This window comes from Chryseobacterium sp. 3008163 (assembly GCF_003669035.1).
GTDB lineage: Bacteria > Bacteroidota > Bacteroidia > Flavobacteriales > Weeksellaceae > Chryseobacterium.
Genome location: NZ_CP033070.1, coordinates 1,338,408 through 1,359,943 on the forward strand (window position 1 = coordinate 1,338,408; position 21,536 = coordinate 1,359,943).

The following is a 21,536-nucleotide window of genomic DNA, read 5'->3' on the forward strand; positions in this document are numbered from 1 at the left end:
CATTTTAATTTTGGCTGTACTCCTAATCTCAATATTTTCTGCAGGAAAAGAATTTGGGGAATATCTACATCAACGCTTTAATTAATAATTTTTCACTCTTTTATAACATCGAATTGCAACAGCCCGACCTGAGTGGAGCTCTTTTTGCAAATTACAGCAAGGATAAAGCTTCGGAAATTTGCAAAAAAGCGGGAACGGAGGGCGGAAAAGCTGCCAAAATAAAAAAAGAGTATTTGAAAAACATTTAAAACAAAAAACCAATGACTGAATCATTGGTTTTCATTTTTTATCTTATTTTACTTTACACAAGTTCACCGTACAAATCAAATTCCTCTGCGGAAGTAATCTTTACATTGGCAAAATCTCCGATTGAGATATATGTATTTTCTGCAGGAACCAAAACCGTATTGTCTACGTCAGGCGAATCGTATTCTGTTCTGCCCACAAAGTAATTCCCTTCTTTTCTATCAAAAACACATTTGTAAATTTCGCCGATTTTCGTTTGATTTTTCTCCCAAGAAATCTGTGACTGCAACTCCATAATCTCTTCTACTCTTGCTTCTTTCACTTCTTGCGGAATATCGTCTTCTAAAACGTAAGCTCCTGTATTTTCTTCATGAGAATAAGTAAAGCATCCCAATCTGTCGAATTTCTGTGTTCTCACCCACTCTTTCAGCTCTTGGAATCTTTCTTCAGTTTCACCCGGATAACCTACGATTAAAGTTGTTCTAATCGCCATATCCGGAACTTTCTCTCTGAATTTATCTAATAAAGCGTTTGTTTTTTCGTGTGTTGTCCCACGTTTCATCGATTTCAACAAATCTGAATTGATGTGCTGTAGCGGGATGTCTATATAATTACAAACTTTCGGCTCTTCTCTGATGATATCTAAAACATCCTCCGGGAAACCACTCGGGAAAGCATAATGCAGACGAATCCACTCGATTCCTTCTACTTTTACCAATTCTTTCAAAAGTCCGCCCAAAGCTCTCTTCTTATATATATCTAAACCGTAATAGGTCAAATCCTGAGCAATTAAGATTAACTCTTTTACCCCAACTTTAGCTAATTTTTGAGATTCTTTCACCAATTTCTCGATTGGTGTAGAAATGTGACCACCTCTCATCAAAGGAATTGCACAGAACGAACAAGGTCTGTCGCAGCCTTCGGAAATTTTAAGATAAGCATAATGTTTTGGTGTGGTTGTCAATCGCTCTCCTACCAACTCATGCTTGTAATCTGCCCCTAAATGCTTCAGTAAAATCGGTAAATCTCTTGTTCCGAAATACTGATCAACATCAGGAATTTCTTTTATCAAATCTGGTTTGTATCTCTCAGAAAGACAGCCTGTAACGAAAACTTTTTCTACTTCACCTCTGTTTTTCGCCTCAACATACTCAAGAATGGTGTTGATTGATTCTTCTTTTGCGTTATCAATAAATCCGCAGGTATTGATAACCACAATATCGCCTTTATCTTCATGCACCACCTCTTTTCCGTTGGCTTTAAGCTGGCTCATCAAAACTTCTGAATCGTAAACGTTCTTGGAACAACCAAGGGTTACAATATTTATTTTCTTCTTTCCTACAGATTTTGTACGCATCTTTCTATTTTGAGTGTGCAAAGATACAAAATATAACTCTGTATCTTAAACATATAAAAACCACTTAAAAATAAGTGGTTATGAATTTAATTTTTAAAAATTGCCTTCAGAAAAAGTGGGAAGTTGGCTGTCTTTTTCAGACAATTGGATGACATCTTCGGGAAGCTTCCAATCGATGTTTAAATCTTTATCATTCCAGATTACGCTTCCTTCTGATTCTTTATTATAAAAGTTATCACATTTATAAGCAAAAATTGCAGTTTCGCTTAAAACAGAAAAACCATGTCCGAAACCTCTTGGTACATATAGTTGTAATTTGTTTTCCGGTGTTAATTCAACCCCGAACCATTTTCCAAAAGTTGGAGAATCTCTACGTAAATCTACAGCGACATCAAACACTCTGCCTTCTAAACATGATACTAATTTTGCCTGAGCATGTTCGCCTTTTTGCAAATGTAAGCCACGCAAAACTCCATAAGAAGACTTTGAGATATTATCTTGTACGAAATGACCATTCATTCCGGTCAATTCTTCGAATTTTTGTTCGTTGTATTTTTCGAAAAAATAACCTCTGTCGTCTTCGAAGATTGTCGGTTCAATGATGTAACAATCTTTAAGTGGTGTTTCTTTTATTTTCATAGATGTGTAATGTTATAGATTGTATTGTTTTTTTAAACTCCATTTTAAAGCTAAATAAACTCCGCCAATCGGAACAAAAATGATTAAAATAAGAGCCCAAATAGGAAGTTGTGAATTTATTAAAAATATATTGATTAACACTTGAAAAACAGCATAAACCGAACTAATAATCAAATGAGACACTTTTTTTTCGTTGGCAAAAAGCTGATATAAATGTCTTCTGTGTGCCTCAAAAATATTTTCTTTCAATAGTAGTCTCTCAATGATGGTCAGAACCACTTCCATTCCGTAAATTGATAACAACAAAATATATTTATAATCTTGGGTCTTCATAATCAGCAAAGTGATAAGACCAATTACCCAAAAGCCCATTCCCATACTTCCGATGTCTCCTGCAAAGCATTTTGCTTTTTTTCTGAAATTAAAAAACAAGAAAACCAAAGAAGCTAAAATGGGATAAATAATGAAATCATTTTCTGTGAAAATTACTACTTCTTTATTAATATAAAGTAATGCCGCCAAGGTGACTAAACTGTATGTCCCACCCATTCCATTAATACCATCCATAAAGTTATAGGCATTTAAAGTACCAATAATAAGAATAAATAGTATTGGCCAAACCCAATATGGCATTAAGCTAAAAGCTCCTGTAAAATACAAGAGTAAAATTACAGAAATTAAGTGAACTGATAACCTAATTCTGTTTGACAATGGTTTGATATCATCAATAAAACTTACTGTGCAGATTGCCAATAAGCCTAAACCAAACGACCAATAATGATCTATAGTATCATTTAAATTAAATAGACAAAAAAGAATGAATGAGATAGGAAAAATAATTCCACCTCCACGTAAAGTGATTTGTGTGTGTGCACTTCGGTGGTTTGGTTTGTCAATAATATTATATTTGTCGGCTATTTTGAAATAGACAAACATTGATATAAATAGAAAGGTTGTTATTATAAGATATATCATTACTATGATTGAAAGCTTTTAATTGTTTTTGTTAGCCCATCTTTCGCAGATATTGGAAGACTACTAATTTCTAAAGCTTTTTTAATTTTATCATTAGAAACCATGTAGCTTTCTGTTAGTTTTTTTAATCTTTCTGAGTTGAGTGGCAACTTTATCATATCTCCCAGCTTAGCGACACTAGAAATAAAGTTTGCTGAAAATTTCCACAATTTAGTTTTTTTGCCAGAAGCTTCCGCAATTATTTTTACAAGTTCATTGGTAGAGATAGAATCGTCATCGGCAAAATTATAAATTCCTGAAGGAATATTTTTATTGGATAATATTTTTCCAATTAAAAAGTTTAAATTATCAATACTTAAGAATGATCTTTTATTATCAAAAGCTGCCAAAGGCCATGGAATTCCTTTTTGAACAACTTTATACAAAAGATTTAGGTTTCCTTTGTTTCCGGGACCGTGAATCATACATGGACGGATAATGAAAAGTTTTTTTCCATCTGGCAATTTTTTTGAAAGCAAATATTTCTCGGCTTCTAACTTTGATTTTCCATATGGAGTCTTAGGATTCGATTTATGTTCTTCATCCAAAATCCCCTCAATAGTATCCGCCGTTGCTTTCACACTGCTGAAGTATATAAAATCTTTGATATTTGAATTTAAAAATTCGTCAAAAAGTTGAATCGTTAAATCTCTGTTTACTTTAAAATATTCTTCATCAGCTGTTGTATTTGCAGTATCGTGAGCTTTACCTGCAAGATGAATTATTGCATTAGAATTTACATTCAATTTCCAATTATTTCTCAAACAGAGTCCCTCTACACTACAATTATATTGTCGTAAGTAATTAGATAAATTCCTTCCAACAAAACCTGAAATACCTGTAATAACTATCATTATTTAAATTGAGCTAATGCTTTAGAATTAATTTTCGCTCTATCTTTATCAAAAAACCACCCCCATTTATTAAAATAATTGACCGCCGACTTTAAAAATATTTTAAATAATTTAAAGTTTTTATTTGCTCCAGATTCATATTCGTGATAAATAGATGCATTGGGATAATATATTGTCTTATATTTTTTATGCATGCGTCTTGATAAATCCCAATCTTCAAAATACATAAAAAAAGAATCATCATAAGCTCCTACATCTTTTATGGCATTAAGGTTTAATAAGGTAAAACAACCTGAAAGTATTGGTGCATTATAAATTTTATAACGTGGAACAAAACGTAATTCATAATTATTTATAAATTCATCATATTTCGCCTTAGGCCTTTTTAGTTTTCTCAACAAAATATTTATAGGTGTTGGTAAAAGTTTTGGAAGAAACTGTACTGTACCATCTTCATTTAATATCTCTGGCATCATCATTCCAATCTTAGAATCACTCTCCATAAAATCGACCATTAAACTAATAACATCCTTTTCAAAATAAATATCAGGATTTACAATGAAATGGTATTTTGCTCCCGATTCTATTGATTTCTCTATAGCTAAATTATGTGCAGCTCCAAAGCCTGGATTAGCATTTATAAAATGGTATTCGATATTCTTATCGATATGTTTTAAAGCTTTAAGATGATCAGTAGGGGAATTATCTATGATATAAATCTTAACATCATTTCTTTGGTTCAGGAAACTTTTTATTGCCTTTTCCAATAATATGGGATTATTATTATATGTTACAATACTAGCTGTTATCATTTGTGTTTCTTAAAAAATTATAATCCGTATAAAAAAGGTGCAAGAATAGAACTATATTACAAGTTACAAAGAAAAGCATAATTTTATTTCTGGAAAAATATTGCAAAATTGAGGATATGAAAAAAGGAACCATAAAAATATAATATTTGGCATTTGCATAATTTGGAAATAAAAAAACAAAAAAAGAAGAGTAGTCACAGAAGACAATAAAAGAATATTTTCTTTAAAAATTCGTTCACCTTGATTTACATTTATTAATTTAATTATAAATTTAAAAATTCCTACTAAAAACATTAAATATACCAGAACAACTTTAATACCAGTAGGTGTCATAAAAATACTTGTCATTAAAGTAATGAACGGCCGAAGCAAAATAGGATACTTATCTCTATATCCCCCATATTCTTCCAACGCAAGCATTCCTTGTGATTTTTTAGCCAAAAATGGAATATATTGTATGTATGATAAAGAAGCAATACCCAAGATTAAAGCTAAACCAAGCATACCTGCCATTGAAAGATAGATTAGTTTCAGGCTTTTCTTTTTTCTACCTAAAAAACTGAAATACAATGCAATAAAAATAAAAATTAACAAAATCATACTATTCCCTAAATCAACACTTGCTATAAAAATAAAAATTATAGAAACAAAAATATAATTTCCCCAAAAAAGGAAAATATATAATGATAATACTAAAGTGAATTGTTCTATAGAAAAAAGTCCAGAATAATAAATAATCCCCGAATAAATTAAGCTGAGGGATAAACTATCTAATCTTAAATTCCACTCTTGATTTGTCAACTTAAATTTGAGTAATGACATTACTTTAATAAACCTATCTCTAAAAACTAATGCCCATAACATGGGTGAGAATATAATGATATTAATAAAAAAACGCAAAAATTTATTTCTAAAGTTTTCGAAAAAGAGTTATTAATATTATTCCATAAATCAGAAAAATTTTGTTTTTCATAATAAAAAGAATAATCAATATTATTTACGTATTCAGGGAAATATTTATATAAATTCCAAAAACCAGTTTCTTCAATTAGTTCAGGTCCTCTTACCATAATATCAGGTTCATCACCATAAGGAAAGAGAAATCTTCCTAAAAGGCAAAAAACAATAAATAAAACAACTAATTTAAAACCAAACTTAGATATATACATTTTATTGTAATTTATATAATCGATCATATAAAGATTTATACTTTAATGCATTACTTTTATAATCGAATAATTTTTCTGCAATATCACTACGCTCAATATTTTTCCCATCCTTTACAAAACTAGTGATATTATTTTCACTTATTTCTTCAAAGGAATTTGGATCATAGGAGATTCCCATATTGTACTTATCAACTATACTGGAGGCTCCACCACACATTTTATTAACAATCATTGGTAATCCGGCGGCAATATACTCTGCCGTTTTAACAGCTAAAACCATATTAGCCAATAATATATCTCTCTTGTTTAAAGGTTTAAAATATGACATTAGGCCAAAGTCCAAATTATTAAGAACTAATTTTAATTCATCCACTGTTTTTGTAGATGTCAATACAAGTTCATCTTCAGAGATTTCGGAAAAAATATTTCTAATATCATTATGATTGGAAGTTGTAATGATAAAAAGTTTTGAATTTTTCACTTCTTTTCTAATTTCCTTGTAAAGAGATAATAGCTCTAATGGTTTATGCCATGTATTATCTGCCAATCCTCCTATGTATCCGAAATGAATGTGCTCTCTATTTTCTTTAACAATTATATTTTTAAGCTTTGCAATATCTGCACTTAAATAAACGCACTCCACATTCTTAGCACCTAATTCTTTATAATGTTGAACCATTGTGTCAGATACTCCTATAATGAAATCACACTTACCCAATAATTCGGATTCTATTGATTTTAAGAACTTATAGTTTTTACTTTCTTCTGAAAATTCTTTTTTAAGAGAAATTTCTTCAGGCCACAAACCTCTTGCATCAAAAATTATTTTATAATTAAAATTATATCTTGTCCTAACCTTTAAAGCTGCCCAAGCCGCATGATATGATCTACAATGAACAATATCCGGATTAATCTTTTGAAAGTGATTTTTCAAAATTCTATGAGCCCCATAATGCATAAAGCCAAAAGTGGATTTAGAGGAATTTACAAAATTCTGAGGTGCAAATATTGGGGTCAAAATAAATTTTACATTGTCTAATTTTTTCTTGATTTCATCTATTTCCCGACCATATTTTAGCTTCTCTCTGACGAAACCACTATGAATAAGAGGAATACCTGAAATAAAATAAAATTCACTTTCAGGCATTTGCTTTTTTGTTGCCATAAACTGACCTATGACCTGTGAGCCAAAAACACCATAAGATCTAGGTGTCTCTCCCCACGTAAGATAACAAATTTTCATATTCCTCTATAGTTATTAATTATAATTTCAACCCTTTTACCAAATAATTTTTCAAAGACAACCCGTCTATATACTTACTATTGGGAGGCTCGTACCCAATTTTATCTTTTCTCCAAACAATCTCTTGAGGTACTATATCTTGCATAGCCTCTCTCAGTATATATTTAGAGAATCCCTTATTTACCTTATAAATTGAAGGTAATGTAAATACATACTCTACTAGTTTATGAGAAAGGAAAGGCAATCTTACTTCTAATGAATGTGCCATAGAATTCCTATCTGCATATCTAAGTAATTCCTGTAATCCTCCTCTGAAGGTTGCTTCATAAAGCACTTCATTTAAGCTAGAAGCTGTATATTTTTTATCGAACTGCTCTTTTTTATACTGAGAATGCAGATCTTTTTTAGCCTCTTTACCTAAGAGATTATCAACACTTGATTTAAAACCCAGCAATTGATTTATCTGTGCATTAGAAAGCATGTCTTTAATGAAATTATTTCTTAATCTCCTCGACATATTGTTAATGTCATTCGATGCATGCACTTCTTTATATACTTGTAGCTGTTGCTTATAAAGTTTTTTATCAGTTTTTTTCAGTTCGATGAAAAACATATCTATCAAACCGTGATAACCACAAAGATATTCATCAGCGCCCTGCCCGTCAAGCATCACTATTACTCCGTTATTCCTAGCCAGTTGCATTACTTCAAATTGTGCAGCAATACTAAGACTTCCAAAAGGTTCCTCCTGATGTTCTATAATTTTATGAAGATTCGACAGCATACTGTCTCCATCTGGATAACAGCTAAACCCTTGTGCATTAACTTTACTCAGAACTTTATCTATATATATAGATTCATCTTTCTTAAAATTAGGAAAACGTGCAGAAAAAGTCTTTTGATCTACATCACTCATCTTCATATGATTAATCATACAAACTGTAGCAGAACTGTCTAATCCTCCCGATAAACTTGTACCAACAGCAACATCTGATCGCAATCTTCGGCTAATAGATGTTTCAAATAGATCAAAAAATGTATTTTTAGCTTCTTGAAAGGATATTTTAGAGTCTTGATTGTTGTAATCAATATCCCAATATTTACGTTTTTCTTTTATTTTACCATTTTCATCTACAATAATGTAGTGGCTAGGCTCTAATAAAAAATATTTTTATAAAAAGTTTCAGAAAGATCATTTGGATTGAGTAAATAATTAAAATACCAATAATTAAAAAGCATTCTCCCATTTGTCTCTTTCGGTACATTCACACTCCATAAAGCTTTCATTTCAGATCCAAAATAAAAACTTTCATTTGCTTGAGAATAATAAAATGGCTTTTCACCAAACCTATCTCTGGCACAAAATAGGGTCTTTTCCTGATTATCCCAAATTGCAAAAGCAAACATTCCATCAAAATCATCAAGGCATTTTTCTCTTTTATAATCAAAATTTGCCATTAACACTTCAGTATCTGAGTCTGACCTGAAACTATATCCTTTTGTTCTTAAGAATGCTCTAATCTCGATATAATTATATATCTCACCATTAAATACAATACTGTATCTATCCAAATAATGCATAGGCTGACTACCTGCATTAGATAAATCAATAATGGATAATCTTCTATGTCCTAAACCTACAGTAGTTCTCTCATCAATCCATTGTCCCTCTCCATCAGGCCCTCGATGCGAGATTGCATCTGTCATTTTTTTTAAATGCTGATAAGTAAGAATATCTTTATTTTTGGATATTATCCCTGCTATTCCACACATTGTATTTTATTTTAATAAATTTGAAATTATACAACTTACTACAGCTGTAATTCTTTAATGATTTTAGCTGGTATTCCACCAATAACAACATTATTAGGAAAAGATTTCGTTACCACGCTATTTGCTCCTACAGTTACATTATCTCCTAATTCTACACCTGCTGTGATTACAGCTCCATGTCCTATCCAACAATTCTTTCCTATTTTTATTGATTTTCTTATATATATATCTCTATTAAAAAAATCATGATTTGCTGTATGAATACCTACTCCATATGACCAAATTGTTCCATCTCCTATTTCTAAAATAGTATTATCAAAAACAGAAAAGTAACATCCTCCTGATGCAGCAAATGATGCTAAAATTTTGGGATCATTTACATTAAATACTATATTTCTAGAACCTGATACCCTAGAAGTATAATGAACAGAGTATTTAGCAAAGTAATTAATAAAAAATATTCTTTGAAATAGAAAATTAAGAATTAAAAAATTAATAGGAACTGTTTCGTATTTTTTACTCTTAAATAAAGAGTTTATTTTATTCAGTATTTGTTTCATTGTTTAAAAAAATATAATATAAAAATCGCCAACAACATACCAAAAATCAATTTATCTTTAAATAAAGATAAATATTTTTTCAGACTCCCTTCCAGATATAATGTACTCATAACTAAAACCAGTACTGAGCAAAATAGAGCTCTTACAATTCCTACGACTTCCCATTTTTGGTAGAAAAAATATATTAAAATTACATTAACAATTAATGATACAAAAGAAACTAATGCAATATAATTTGTTTTACCTTTAACTGATAATATAGTTCCGTATGTAGCATTTCTCCAAATCAATATTAAACAATAAGCTTCGAATACAGGAATTGATGCATAATATTTGTCTCCAAACAAGCCTATTATTATCTGCTTAGAAAATAATATACAAAAAAAAACTAATGGAAAAATAAAATAAGAAGCTCTCTTCACATCATTTATCCAAATATTATTTGCTTCTTCAAATTCTTTTTTTTCTATATGTCGCACAATTTTGGGATAACTTATACTAGTAATAGATTTTGTTACCAATCCTACAAATGGTATTTCTAAAGCGCCAATAGAATAAATAGCAAATGCACTAATTCCACCTAATTTATTAATAATTATTTTGTCTATGTGAAGTGTAAAAACACCAAGATATGTTGCAATAAAAAGAGGAAATCCAAACTTAAAAATTATTGAAAGATTGTAACTATTAAAATTCAGCTTAGGATAAATTTTTAATGTAAAAAAATAGGTAAATAATTGGCTAGATAACGCTAACAAAAATGGTAAAAATATACTCAAATGAAAATCAAAGCATTTAACATATAAAAATGCAAATAAACTTGTAGAGAAAACAACGCAAAATACTACCATAGAAAATAAAATCACATTTATTTTACCAATTGACAAACCAATTTGAAGATAAAGTGCATTTGCAGAGAGGAGTAAATACAATAAAGGTATTAAAAAGCCTGCCTCTATAATAATATCTATTCCCAATAAAGAACCTATAGTTCCTGAAATATCGTTTGAGCTTAATAATAAAAATAATAAAAAAGAAATAATAATAAAAAGAGAATAGCTGTTCCCAACAACTCTCCTATTTTATCATGATGCTTTGCAATGTTATATCTAAATCCCTCAATAAATCCAAAGGATAGTAAGACTGCTGTAAATTGAACAAGCAAAATAAGCTGTTTCCATCCACCAACTTCTTCCAATGAATAACTTCTAGCAATTATAATATCTGCCAAAAAAAGGGTACCTAAAAAACACATATTTGCAATAGAATATAAAATTGCAGGTTTTTTGATCAGATTTAGTATTTTCTCAAACATTATAATTAAGTTTTACTAGTCTAAATTATTAAAATCTTTTAGACTATAAATCCTTTCAATAATATCTACAACTTTCAAGCCCTCTAAAGCATTAGTGGTAATTGTACTTCTCCCTTTCAATACATCAACTACATTTTCAATAATATAGTGGTGATTAGCCGCAGAGCCTTTATATGCACCGTAATCATTACCTGGATTTGTAGGTGCGAGTTCCGGCATTTCATAACCTTTTACATTACAAACTTCCACTTTATCCATGTATTGTCCCCCAATTTTTACAGCTCCATTTTCAGCAATAACGGTCATTGAACTTTCAAGGTTTTGATTCCAAACTGAAGTTGAATAATTTAAAGAACCCATTCCTCCGTTTACAAAATCAAAATTTATAAAACCTGAATCTTCAAAGTCTGTAAGGTCTTTATGATTAAAATCGGCAAACTTACCCTGAATATTGGTTAAATCCCCAAACAACCAGTACATAATATCTATAAAGTGAGAAAACTGCGTAAATAATGTTCCACCATCTAAATCTTTTTTCCATGCCAAGATTCCGGTTTATAATATCTGTCATCACGGTTCCAGTAACAGTTAAGCTGAACCATATAAATCTCCCCTAATCTTCCACTCTCTACCATTTCTTTTATCCATGCAGAAGGTGGAGAATAACGGTTTTGCATTACTGCAAAAACCTGCTTATGCTTGTGAAGCGCCTGAAAAATAAGTTTTTCAGCATCTTGTTTATTCAGAGCCATTGGTTTTTCTACAACAACATGCTTTCCTGCGTCAATTGCTTTATATGCTTGTTCAAAATGAAATCCATTTGGAGAAGCAATATTAATCACATCTACTTCAATCCCAGATTTCAAAAAATCATCTAATGATGCGAAAAAAGGAACATCATAACTTTCGATTCCCAAAACAGATTTATCTTTTACATCAACTAAAGCTACCAATTCACATTCGGAATTCCTAGACACCATTTCTGCATGTCTTTTCCCAATATGCCCACAACCGATAACTGCAAATTTTATTTTTTCAGACATTTGTATTTTTATTTTTTTAAAACTTTATTATTCTCAAGTTTATATTTTTCTCCGCTTTCATCACAAACTGCAATACCTTCAGCATCAAAATGTAAACGCTGGCCAAACTCGCTCATCCATCCCATTTGCTTAGCAGGATTTCCAACTACCAAAGCATAATCAGGAACCTCTTTTGTTACAACGGCACCAGCACCAATGAATGCATATTTACCAATATTGTGACCACAAACAATTGTTGCATTAGCACCAATTGAAGCGCCTAGCCCAACATGTGTCTTTAAATATTCATTTTTTCTGTTTACAGCACTTCTGGGATTAATAACATTTGTAAAAACCATTGAAGGACCTAAAAAAACGTCATCATCACAAGTAACACCTTCATATATAGAGACATTATTCTGAACCTTCACATTCTTTCCTAAAATAACTTTAGGCGAAACTACTACATTCTGTCCGATATTACATTTTTCACCTAAAATACAATCAGGCATAATATGGGAAAAATGCCATATTTTAGTACCTGCTCCAATGTGGCAACCTTCATCTATAATAGCTGTTTCGTGTGCGAAAAAATCTGACATATTTTTATTGATTATTAATTAAAAAAGTTTTTAATCTCATAGATAATAAAATCTAATACCTCCTTATCAAACTCCGTATGAATAGGAAGTGAGATAACTTCTTCACAAAGTTTTTCTGTAACTGGCAGATGAAAACCTTGATTTACATATTGCTTAAAAGCCTCCTGCTTATATAATGGAAGCGGATAATAGATCATGCTTGGGATATTTTTTCACCAAGATATTTTTGCAGTTCATCCCTTTTACCATTTTTAACCTTTAGAGTATACTGGTGGAAAACATGAGTGGAATTTTTTGCTCTTTCAGGTATTTGAATGTTTGAAATTTCGGCTAAATTTTTATCATAGTAATCTGCCATTTTATTTCTGGCCGAAGAATACTCATCCAAGTGCTTTAGTTTTACTTTTAAAACAGCTGCCTGAATAGTATCTAACCTTGAATTACAGCCTAATACTTTATGATGGTATTTCTTTTCCTGACCATGATTGGCGATCATTCTTATTTTTAATGCCAAATCATCATTATTGGTCATTAAAGCTCCACCATCTCCATAACATCCTAAATTTTTTGAAGGGAAGAAAGAAGTACATCCTATATGACCAATAGTTCCTGATTTTTTGACAGTTCCATCAGAGAATGTATAATCTGAACCAATTGCTTGTGCATTATCTTCAATTACAAATAAATTATGTTTTTCTGCAAATTCAAGAATTTTCTCCATATCAGCACTTTGCCCATATAAATGAACAGGAACAATTGCTTTAGTATTAGGAGTAATATATTTTTCTAAACCATTAAGTTCAATGTCAAAAGTATTTTCATCTACATCTACCATTATAGGCTTTAATCCTAAAAGTCCCATAACTTCGGCAGTAGCAACGTAGGTAAAAGCTGGGCAAATGATTTCATCTCCAGGTTTTAATTCTAATGCCATCATTGCGATTTGCAATGCATCTGTACCATTAGCACAAGGAATGACGTGCTTTACATTTAAATATTTTTCAAAATCCTGCTGAAATTCTTTTACTGCAGGTCCGTTAATAAATGCTGTATTATCTATACAATTCTGAATGCCAGCATCTACTTCTTTTTTTATTTTTTCATATTGACTTTTTAAGTCAACCATTTGAATTTTCATACAATAATTATGTTTTTGTGTAGTGCGAATTTTAGAGGAAAATTAATTCTCTATAAGCTCGCTAATTTTATTTCCTATAGAAAGACATGAAGTAGCGGCTGGTGAAGGTGCGTTTCTTACATGAACAATATTACCATTCTTAACGATATCAAAATCATCAATTAGTGCCCCACTTCTATCACAGGCCTGTGCTCTTACTCCTGAACCTCCGGGCACAAGATCATTTTCCTGTATTTCCGGCATGAGTTTTTGCAAAGCTTTGGTAAATGCAGATTTTGAAAGAGAACGATGCACCTCCCCCATTCCCGTTTTACCATATTTTGCAACAATCTTCCTAAATCCTGGCCATGTTAATGTCTGCATGGTTTCACTTAAATTGAAATCAAAAAATTGATATCCTTCTTTTTTAAAAGCTAGGACCGCATTTGGACCAGCTTCAATATTTCCATCGATCATTCTTGTAAAATGAACTCCCAAGAATGGAAAATTAGGATCTGGAACCGGATAAATAAGATGCTTTACAAGATGCTTCTTTTCGTCTTTTATTTTATAATATTCACCTCTGAATGGAATAATGATCACATCATTCTTTTCATTGGTCATTTTTGTAATTTTATCTGAATACAGACCTGCACATGACACCAGTTTTTTTGTTTTAAATTCAGATTGATTAGTTTTAATAATAATTTCTGAATCTTTATTAATAATGTCTTTTACTTCATTATTAAATTTAACCTCTCCGCCAAGCTCTTCAAATAATTCTTTTATTTTTTTAGCCACTCCCGGATAATCGATAATACCCGTCTGAGGAACTTTAATAGCTTTTACTCCTTCGCAATGAGGTTCAATTTCACGAAACTCTTCTCTTGAAAGATATTTTAAATTATCAAGACCGTTATCTATCCCTCTTTTATAAATATTATCTAAAAGTGGTAGTTCTTCCTGAGAGCTCGCAACAATTATTTTACCACACAGATCATATTTAATTCCATATTCTTTAGCAAAATTTATTACAGAATGATAACCTTCAATACAGTTTTTCGCTTTTAAGCTTCCTGGTTTATAATAAATTCCGCTATGAATTACACCGCTATTATGACCAGATTGATGTAAAGATACATCTTTCTCCTTTTCTAAAATTAAAATCTTAGAATTAGGTTTTTTAAGCTTTGTCTGATAAGCAGTTGCCAATCCTACCAAACCAGCACCGATGATTACGATGTCATAATTCATGCTATTTGATTATAAACGTGCATCTACCAAGTTTCTATCTAAACAAGCTTTGGTGTCAAATACAACTGCATTTTCTTTTTTCAATAGATTGAGATCCATCTCCAGAAATTCGTTATGAGAAACAGCAATGATAAGTGATTCATACTTTTTACCAACGATGAGAGCATCAAGAATATCAATTCCATATTCATGTTTTACTTCTTCTTTGCTTGCCCATGGGTCATAAATATCAACATTAACCCCAAAATCTGTGAGTTCTTTATAAATATCCACGACTTTAGTATTTCTTACATCCGGACAGTTTTCTTTGAAAGTAAATCCTAAAATCAAAGCCTGAGAATCTTTAATCACTCCCCCTTTTGCAATAAGAAGTTTGACTACTTTAGAAGCTACAAATTTCGCAATAGAGTCGTTTACTCTACGTCCCGATAAGATAACATCAGGATGATAGCCAAGCTGTTCTGCTTTATGTGCCAAATAATAAGGATCAACAGAAATACAGTGACCACCTACTAAACCTGGTTTATATTTAAGAAAATTATATTTTGTTCCTGCAGCTTCCAAAACATCATTGGTATCTATACCCACTCTGTCGAAAATCAAAGCCAATTCATTTACAAAAGAGATATTGACATCACGCTGAGCATTCTCTATTGCTTTAGAAGCTTCTGCTACTTTAATGCTTGGTGCTTTATGCGTTCCTGCAGTGATTATTTTTTTATAAAGATCATCTACTTCTTCTGCAATATCTTCTGTAGATCCCGAAGTTACTTTTTTAACACTCGTTAAAGTATTTACTTTATCTCCAGGATTGATTCTTTCAGGAGAATATCCTACGAAAAAGTCTTCGTTGAATTTTAATCCTGAATATTTCTCTAAAACCGGTACACATTCTTCTTCTGTACAGCCAGGGAAAACTGTAGATTCATAGATAACAATATCTCCTTTTTTAATAATTTCTCCTAACATTTTTGATGCAGAAATTAGCGGATTCAAATCCGGAGCATTATACCGATCAATGGGAGTAGGAACAGTTACAATAAAAATATTAGCCTCAGCAATATCAGATAATTGACTTGTTGCCTTGTATCCTGTATTTCCATTTGATTCGTTATATTTTTTTAAGCCGTTATTAAGTTTTTCAATATCAGCTTCAAGCGTTATATCCAAGCCATCATTAAGCTGATCAACTCTTTGTGCATTAATATCAAATCCTAAAACAGGATAATGACCTGCAAATTCCAAAGATAAAGGCAAGCCTACATAACCTTGTCCTATAACCGCTATTTTATATGTTTTCATCATTTTAGCTAAGTTTATTTTTGATTTTTTCGAACCATGTGTGTTCTTTATGGTTGTTGTAGCCATAACCATATTTGTTGCTGTATCCTAAATTCTCTCTACTAATATCATTTAAGACAAAGCCTACATTTTTAATTTTATTCTGGCTAATATTATTATTTGCGAATTCCATTAAAGCTTTTTCAGTGTATTTAGATCTTGTAACATAGATTGTAACATCTGCCAATTCTGCAATCAGGAAAGTGTCAGTTACCAGAAGTAATGGTGCAGTATCTAAAATAACATAATCATATCTTGCTCTTAACTCATTTAGAAGCATTTCATATCTTCCATTTGATAATAATTCTGTAGGGTTTGGAGGGATCATCCCTGAATAAATTACATCCAAATACGGATTAAATGACGAAACATGAATAACTTCATCAAGGGTTGTCTGATCTGAATATAGATATTCTGTAAGCCCGGTCAGACCTTTTCTTGCGGGGTTATATCTTTGTAACTGAGGATTTCTGATATCAGAACCGATAATAATTGCTTTTTTCTTTGGATTGGCTAAGGTTAATGCAAGGTTAACAGATGTAAATGTTTTTCCTTCTCCTTTTACCGTTGAGGTTACAAAAACAACTTTTCCACCATTTTTATCTTTAGAAAGCATAAAATTCATGTTCGTAATAAGAATTCTAAATGCTTCCGCCATTGGTGTAATATCGTTCATTTGAACAATTTCAGAATCTCCTTTTTCAAGACTAGGCAATTCTGCAATTATCGGGGCACGAACAAGTTTTTCAAGGTCATGTTTTGTCTTTATTTTATTATTAAGTAATTCTTTTAAATAAATTACTAAAAACGGTATAATCAATCCAAGTATAAATGCAACAATGAGAATAACATTCTTCTTTGGTGAAACGGGTAAATCAGAAGAATATCCAGAATCGATAACTTTTCCTTTTGGTGCATTGATAGATTGTGCAATTGCAGTCTCTTCTCTTTTTGAAGTAAAAGCAGATACAAATTTTCTTTAATCTGCTGTTGTCTTTCAATACCTCTAAATATTTTTTCAATGGAGGGAAGTTTTGATATTTTCCCAAAAACTTTACTTTGCTCACCTACATACTCATTCTTAGCTAATTCTAATCCAACTCTATTTCTTTGTAAACTCTCGGAAATAGATTGACGTAAACTGTTAACTTGATTTGTAATATCCACAACAGCTGGGTTTTCTGTAGTAGCAGATTCTAAAAATTTACTTCTTTGAATGATTAACTGATTATATATATTAATTCCTGATGCCACTTCTTGATTTCTCAAGCCAATATTAGAAGGAAGAATCTGATATTGGCTTTGTTTTGAAACAAATCCAATCAAAGAATTCGTTAGCTCCAACTCAGCATCAATATCTAATTGCTTCGTATGTGCTGCAGCAGAACTTTCTAAATTTATTTTTGCTTCAGTCTCAAGATCTGTTAAGTTGTTTAATGATTTAAAATTTTCTTTCTCATTTTCTACTTGACCTAATTCTACAGAAAGTTTTTTAACTCTTTCTTCAATAAAATCCAAAGTTTTTTTGGACTCACTGTTTTTATCTGTAATAGCATCATTGTTATATATTTTCACTAATGAATTTACGATATCAACAGCTTTATTTTTCTCAGGGTAGTTTATTTCCAAGCCAACTACAGTTGCATCTCTATTTACTACCGCAACATTAGTGATATTTTGAAGTGTGGTGACTTTAGATTCTAATGTAGAAAATACAATCTGAAGATTACTAGTATCTAAATCATTAAGCAAATCTTTATTAAAATTATTATTCTTAATTATGATAATGTTGGCATATGGTAAACTGATTGTGCGACCAAACAATGAAGTAACCTCTTTACTCATCTCATCTGAAGAAATCACAATTTTATCTCCTTTCAATGATAAATTCAAAGGCTTCTTTGGAAATGCTACATCGGGCTTTTCATTAATCAGCCTGATAGTTATTGGAGAAGTCCTTTTGTAAAGTTCAATACTTTTAAATTTATCTTTTGTAAAAATGTCAATCTGCAAATTTTGTGAAGTAACAACATCCCTCATCAACCTTTTAGATTTTAGTATTTCAATTTCATTTTCAATACTATTGGTTTTCATTCCCCCAAAACCTGTTAAATCCTGCAAAACACCACTATCATCACTCGACGGATTATTTTTTGAATCTTTTATTAATATTGTACTTTTAACATTATAAACCGGGGTAATAAAGTTTATTAGAAAATATGATAATACAGAAAATGATAATGCAGAAATAATAAACCAAGGCCATTTTCTTAGATAGGGCCTAATAATTTCATTGACATTGATACTTTCTGAATTATTTTCTGCGTCTGAAAATTGCGAAGATTGGTTATCCATTAATTTTTTCTATTTTGTGATTAAGGTTACCACTACGGCAGCCGCAGTTATTGCAATAGATGCTGCAGTTAAATACAGACCTGTATTAGGATTCTGCTTAGCCTGAATATCTTTGGAGTTATTTGCCGATACGATGATAGCATCACCTTGCTTTAAATTATAATAAGGAGAATTGATAAGAGAAGCATCTTGTAAGTTGACTTTACCATGAGAAACTACTCCATTTTCTGTTCTTACAACCAATACATCATTTCTTTTACCATACATTGTAAGATCACCTGCCATCCCCAAAGCATTCCAAATAGTTGCTTGACCATTTGCGACTGTATAATCACCTTGTCTGTTTACCTCCCCTAAAACTGTAACTTTAAAATTGGCTAATCGTATGCTAATTGTAGGATTGATTACATACTTTAACATTTTTTCTCTCAACTCTTCTTTTAAATCAACTAAAGTCTTACCATTGGTATCTAAAATGCCCAAAATAGGAAAATTTATAGTACCATTTGTATCTACGATATATGTTGGTCCTTGTATAGAACTGACACCCTGATTAGGTGTATTTCCGCCCGCCATTGCATTTGTCTGAATCATTTCTGAAGAAGAGTAATTCTGATTAAATGGCTTTACCACATCCATATCTTTGGCAGTGATGAGAATCACTAACTGATCTCCAGGCTGAATAGTCGAACTAGAATTTTTCATCGAATTCTCAATAGCTACCTGTTCTATGTTTTGCATGTAATTTAAATCATTTTTCGCAGTAGGATTTGTCCTGCAAGAAACAATTATGATTGTTGATAATATAATTAATATTTTACTCTTCATGTCTTAAAATTGTGCAAATATACACTTATCTTTTTTAATTATCTAATACTTCGTAAATCGAATTGTTGCTTTTAAACTCAGGAACAATTATTTTAAGAATTCTCACAATATCAGTTTTATCTCTCTTTATCGACGCTTTGGTAATCAGATTAACTAAAGTATCAATCTCTGAGTATTCTAACGTTGGATCTTTCGAAATCATAATTTTTTCATTGTGTGTAGGAAGTGTTTTTGCATCATCACTGAGCAATTCTTCGTATAATTTCTCGCCTGGGCGTAACCCTGTATATATGATTTTAATATCAACATGAGGCTCAAAACCGGACAACTTTATCATTCTGTGTGCCAAATCAAGTATTTTGACAGGATCTCCCATATCAAAAACAAAAATCTCACCACCTTTCCCCATCGTTCCTGCTTGTAATACTAACTCACATGCTTCCGGAATAGTCATAAAATATCTTACAATATCAGGATGGGTAATTGTAACCGGACCGCCCGCCTCGATTTGTCTTTTAAAGTGAGGAATTACAGAACCATTTGAGCCTAAAACATTACCAAATCTCGTAGTGATAAATTTTGTAGTATTCCCTTCTACATTTTGGATTGATTGTACAAGCAATTCAGCAGCTCTTTTTGATGCTCCCATCACATTCGTTGGGTTTACAGCTTTATCTGTAGATACCATAACGAATCTATTAACCTTATACTTGCTTGATAAAGTTGCAATATTTTTAGATCCCAAAACATTTACCAATATTGCTTCATGCGGATTTTCTTCAACTAATGGCACATGCTTATACGCTGCAGCGTGGTAGACCATAGAAAAATTATACATTTCGAATATGGGTTCTACACGATACTTATTTGAAACATCTGCTAATACAAATTTGAATCTGACCTGAGGGAATTTTTCTTTTAATTCTAATTCTATATCGTACAAAGGTGTTTCAGCCTGATCCAAAACTACAATAAGTGCAGGATTAAACTGTGCAACTTGTCTTACAATTTCGCTACCTATTGATCCGGCTCCCCCAGTTACCAATATATTTTTATTAAAATGTCTTGTTCTTACTTCTTCATTCTCAATCTTGATGGGTCTTCTATTAAGAAGATCCTCTATTTGAAGGTTTTTAATAGAAACTCCCAAATCACTTTCTCTCAATTTTTGTACAGATGGCGATTTGTAAATTCTTAAATCTTTTTCTAAGAATAAATTTACCCAAGAGTTCATCTCATCTTTAGACATCATTTCTTTTATAACAATAACTCCATCAATAATCAAATCATCTTTGGTATTCTCTTCGATTCTCTTTTTAGAATAAATGGGTTTTCCCAATAAAGATGCTCTCTTACTATCTGTACGTTGTGTAAGGAAACCAACTACCTGATAAGGTAAACTTGGATTATCTAGAATAGCTCTTGCAATAGCAATAGACTGCTCATCAATGCCCAAAACTAATATTCTTTTTTTCAAAGCACTTCTTCTATATTCACGAACTATATGAAAAAATTCTTTAACATATAATCTGAATAAAAACAATCCCATAAAGGATGTTATAAAGTATAATATGAGGTAAGGCGTAAGGATAAATTTTTCTCCAGAGATCCAAAGTAAAATAATATTGGAAGCTCCTACAACAAACGATGTACAGAAACTCGCCATCAAAAGTTTAAATAAATCTATAAATGTAGAATGTCTTATAATTCCTGCATATGTCTTGAAAACATACATAAATAAAACATTGATTAAAATAATGAATCCGAAAACGACCGTTTGCTCCTCATGATAAATGAATTCACGTGGAGATATTTTTTCTATAATATAGGTCGAGAGAAATAATGAAATGATTAAAATTAGAATATCAATACCCAGTATAATCCAACGAGGAAGATACCTTACATCTGAGAGATTAACAACATTATCTCCTCTAAACATTTTCTTTCTTACAGAACTAAACATTAATATTGTTGTTCATATTTAATATATGTGCTTTGTATTTCTAAGACACGATTTACCCTTCGAAATACCGCA

The 21,536-nt window shown here is 31.2% G+C and carries 21 protein-coding genes and 2 pseudogenes; 1 reads left to right on the forward strand and 22 read right to left on the reverse strand.

What is annotated here, in order from left to right; all coding sequences use genetic code 11:
• Nucleotides 1–53 precede the first annotated feature (53 nt).
• Nucleotides 54–248 carry a hypothetical protein gene (locus EAG08_RS05990; RefSeq protein ID WP_129534669.1) on the forward strand — a complete coding sequence of 65 codons (195 nt, stop codon included), beginning with the start codon at nucleotides 54–56 and terminating at the stop codon, nucleotides 246–248.
• Nucleotides 249–301: 53 nt separating this feature from the next.
• On the opposite strand, the gene rimO is transcribed toward EAG08_RS05990, so the two are convergent.
• The 22 genes and pseudogenes from rimO to EAG08_RS06095 form a co-directional block, all read right to left on the reverse strand.
• Nucleotides 302–1,603, reverse strand: a complete 1,302-nt coding sequence (gene rimO, locus EAG08_RS05995; RefSeq protein WP_129534670.1) for a 30S ribosomal protein S12 methylthiotransferase RimO — start codon at nucleotides 1,601–1,603, stop codon at nucleotides 302–304.
• Between the two features lie 93 nt (nucleotides 1,604–1,696).
• Nucleotides 1,697–2,242, reverse strand: coding sequence for a dTDP-4-dehydrorhamnose 3,5-epimerase (gene rfbC, locus EAG08_RS06000; protein WP_129534671.1), 546 nt, complete (start codon nucleotides 2,240–2,242; stop codon nucleotides 1,697–1,699).
• A 12-nt stretch (nucleotides 2,243–2,254) separates the two neighbouring features.
• Complete coding sequence (locus EAG08_RS06005) at nucleotides 2,255–3,178, reverse strand: MraY family glycosyltransferase (RefSeq protein WP_228446789.1); 924 nt, start codon at nucleotides 3,176–3,178, stop codon at nucleotides 2,255–2,257.
• Between the two features lie 41 nt (nucleotides 3,179–3,219).
• The gene (locus EAG08_RS06010) at nucleotides 3,220–4,113 is read right to left on the reverse strand and encodes an NAD-dependent epimerase/dehydratase family protein (protein WP_185145192.1); all 894 of its coding nucleotides are present in this window, start codon (nucleotides 4,111–4,113) and stop codon (nucleotides 3,220–3,222) included.
• Entirely contained in the window at nucleotides 4,110–4,922 is an 813-nt protein-coding gene (locus EAG08_RS06015) for a glycosyltransferase family 2 protein (protein WP_129534674.1), read from the reverse strand. Before EAG08_RS06015 ends, EAG08_RS06010 begins: the two co-directional genes overlap by 4 nt.
• Nucleotides 4,923–4,985: 63 nt before the next feature.
• On the reverse strand, nucleotides 4,986–5,786 hold the full coding sequence (locus EAG08_RS06020; protein ID WP_129534675.1) for a hypothetical protein: 801 nt from the start codon (nucleotides 5,784–5,786) through the stop codon (nucleotides 4,986–4,988).
• A complete protein-coding gene (locus EAG08_RS06025) occupies nucleotides 5,771–6,091 on the reverse strand; it encodes a hypothetical protein (protein ID WP_129534676.1) in 321 nt (106 codons plus the stop codon). Before EAG08_RS06025 ends, EAG08_RS06020 begins: the two co-directional genes overlap by 16 nt.
• 1 nt (nucleotide 6,092) lies before the next feature.
• Nucleotides 6,093–7,334, reverse strand: a complete 1,242-nt coding sequence (locus EAG08_RS06030; protein WP_129534677.1) for a glycosyltransferase — start codon at nucleotides 7,332–7,334, stop codon at nucleotides 6,093–6,095.
• 19 nt (nucleotides 7,335–7,353) lie between these two features.
• Nucleotides 7,354–8,334 carry an asparagine synthetase B family protein gene (locus EAG08_RS06035; RefSeq protein ID WP_164998532.1) on the reverse strand — a complete coding sequence of 327 codons (981 nt, stop codon included), beginning with the start codon at nucleotides 8,332–8,334 and terminating at the stop codon, nucleotides 7,354–7,356.
• Between the two features lie 155 nt (nucleotides 8,335–8,489).
• Nucleotides 8,490–9,107, reverse strand: a complete 618-nt coding sequence (locus EAG08_RS06040) for an asparagine synthetase B family protein (RefSeq protein WP_129534679.1) — start codon at nucleotides 9,105–9,107, stop codon at nucleotides 8,490–8,492.
• A 38-nt stretch (nucleotides 9,108–9,145) separates the two neighbouring features.
• On the reverse strand, nucleotides 9,146–9,667 hold the full coding sequence (locus EAG08_RS06045; RefSeq protein WP_129534680.1) for an acyltransferase: 522 nt from the start codon (nucleotides 9,665–9,667) through the stop codon (nucleotides 9,146–9,148).
• Nucleotides 9,664–10,644 (reverse strand): oligosaccharide flippase family protein, encoded by a 981-nt coding sequence (locus EAG08_RS06050; protein WP_129534681.1) that lies wholly within the window; start codon nucleotides 10,642–10,644, stop codon nucleotides 9,664–9,666. Before EAG08_RS06050 ends, EAG08_RS06045 begins: the two co-directional genes overlap by 4 nt.
• Nucleotides 10,645–10,679: 35 nt before the next feature.
• Nucleotides 10,680–10,982: a hypothetical protein gene (locus EAG08_RS06055; RefSeq protein ID WP_129534682.1), complete on the reverse strand. Its 303-nt coding sequence runs from the start codon at nucleotides 10,980–10,982 to the stop codon at nucleotides 10,680–10,682.
• 15 nt (nucleotides 10,983–10,997) lie between these two features.
• Complete coding sequence (locus EAG08_RS21885) at nucleotides 10,998–11,528, reverse strand: Gfo/Idh/MocA family oxidoreductase (protein ID WP_228446790.1); 531 nt, start codon at nucleotides 11,526–11,528, stop codon at nucleotides 10,998–11,000.
• Nucleotides 11,507–12,025 (reverse strand): Gfo/Idh/MocA family protein, encoded by a 519-nt coding sequence (locus tag EAG08_RS21890; RefSeq protein WP_228446791.1) that lies wholly within the window; start codon nucleotides 12,023–12,025, stop codon nucleotides 11,507–11,509. The genes EAG08_RS21885 and EAG08_RS21890 overlap by 22 nt, the downstream gene beginning before the upstream one ends.
• Nucleotides 12,026–12,033: 8 nt before the next feature.
• On the reverse strand, nucleotides 12,034–12,606 hold the full coding sequence (locus EAG08_RS06065; RefSeq protein WP_129534683.1) for an acyltransferase: 573 nt from the start codon (nucleotides 12,604–12,606) through the stop codon (nucleotides 12,034–12,036).
• A 14-nt stretch (nucleotides 12,607–12,620) separates the two neighbouring features.
• Nucleotides 12,621–13,744, reverse strand: a pseudogene (locus EAG08_RS06070) (DegT/DnrJ/EryC1/StrS family aminotransferase).
• A gap of 42 nt (nucleotides 13,745–13,786) precedes the next feature.
• Nucleotides 13,787–14,977 (reverse strand): L-2-hydroxyglutarate oxidase, encoded by a 1,191-nt coding sequence (gene lhgO / locus EAG08_RS06075; RefSeq protein ID WP_129534684.1) that lies wholly within the window; start codon nucleotides 14,975–14,977, stop codon nucleotides 13,787–13,789.
• 9 nt (nucleotides 14,978–14,986) lie between these two features.
• Nucleotides 14,987–16,282, reverse strand: a complete 1,296-nt coding sequence (locus tag EAG08_RS06080; RefSeq protein ID WP_129534685.1) for a nucleotide sugar dehydrogenase — start codon at nucleotides 16,280–16,282, stop codon at nucleotides 14,987–14,989.
• A 1-nt stretch (nucleotide 16,283) separates the two neighbouring features.
• Nucleotides 16,284–18,673: pseudogene (locus EAG08_RS06085) on the reverse strand (GumC family protein).
• Nucleotides 18,674–18,682: 9 nt separating this feature from the next.
• Nucleotides 18,683–19,414: a polysaccharide biosynthesis/export family protein gene (locus EAG08_RS06090; protein WP_228446792.1), complete on the reverse strand. Its 732-nt coding sequence runs from the start codon at nucleotides 19,412–19,414 to the stop codon at nucleotides 18,683–18,685.
• A gap of 121 nt (nucleotides 19,415–19,535) precedes the next feature.
• Complete coding sequence (locus EAG08_RS06095) at nucleotides 19,536–21,464, reverse strand: polysaccharide biosynthesis protein (protein ID WP_129534687.1); 1,929 nt, start codon at nucleotides 21,462–21,464, stop codon at nucleotides 19,536–19,538.
• Between the last annotated feature and the right edge of the window lie 72 nt (nucleotides 21,465–21,536).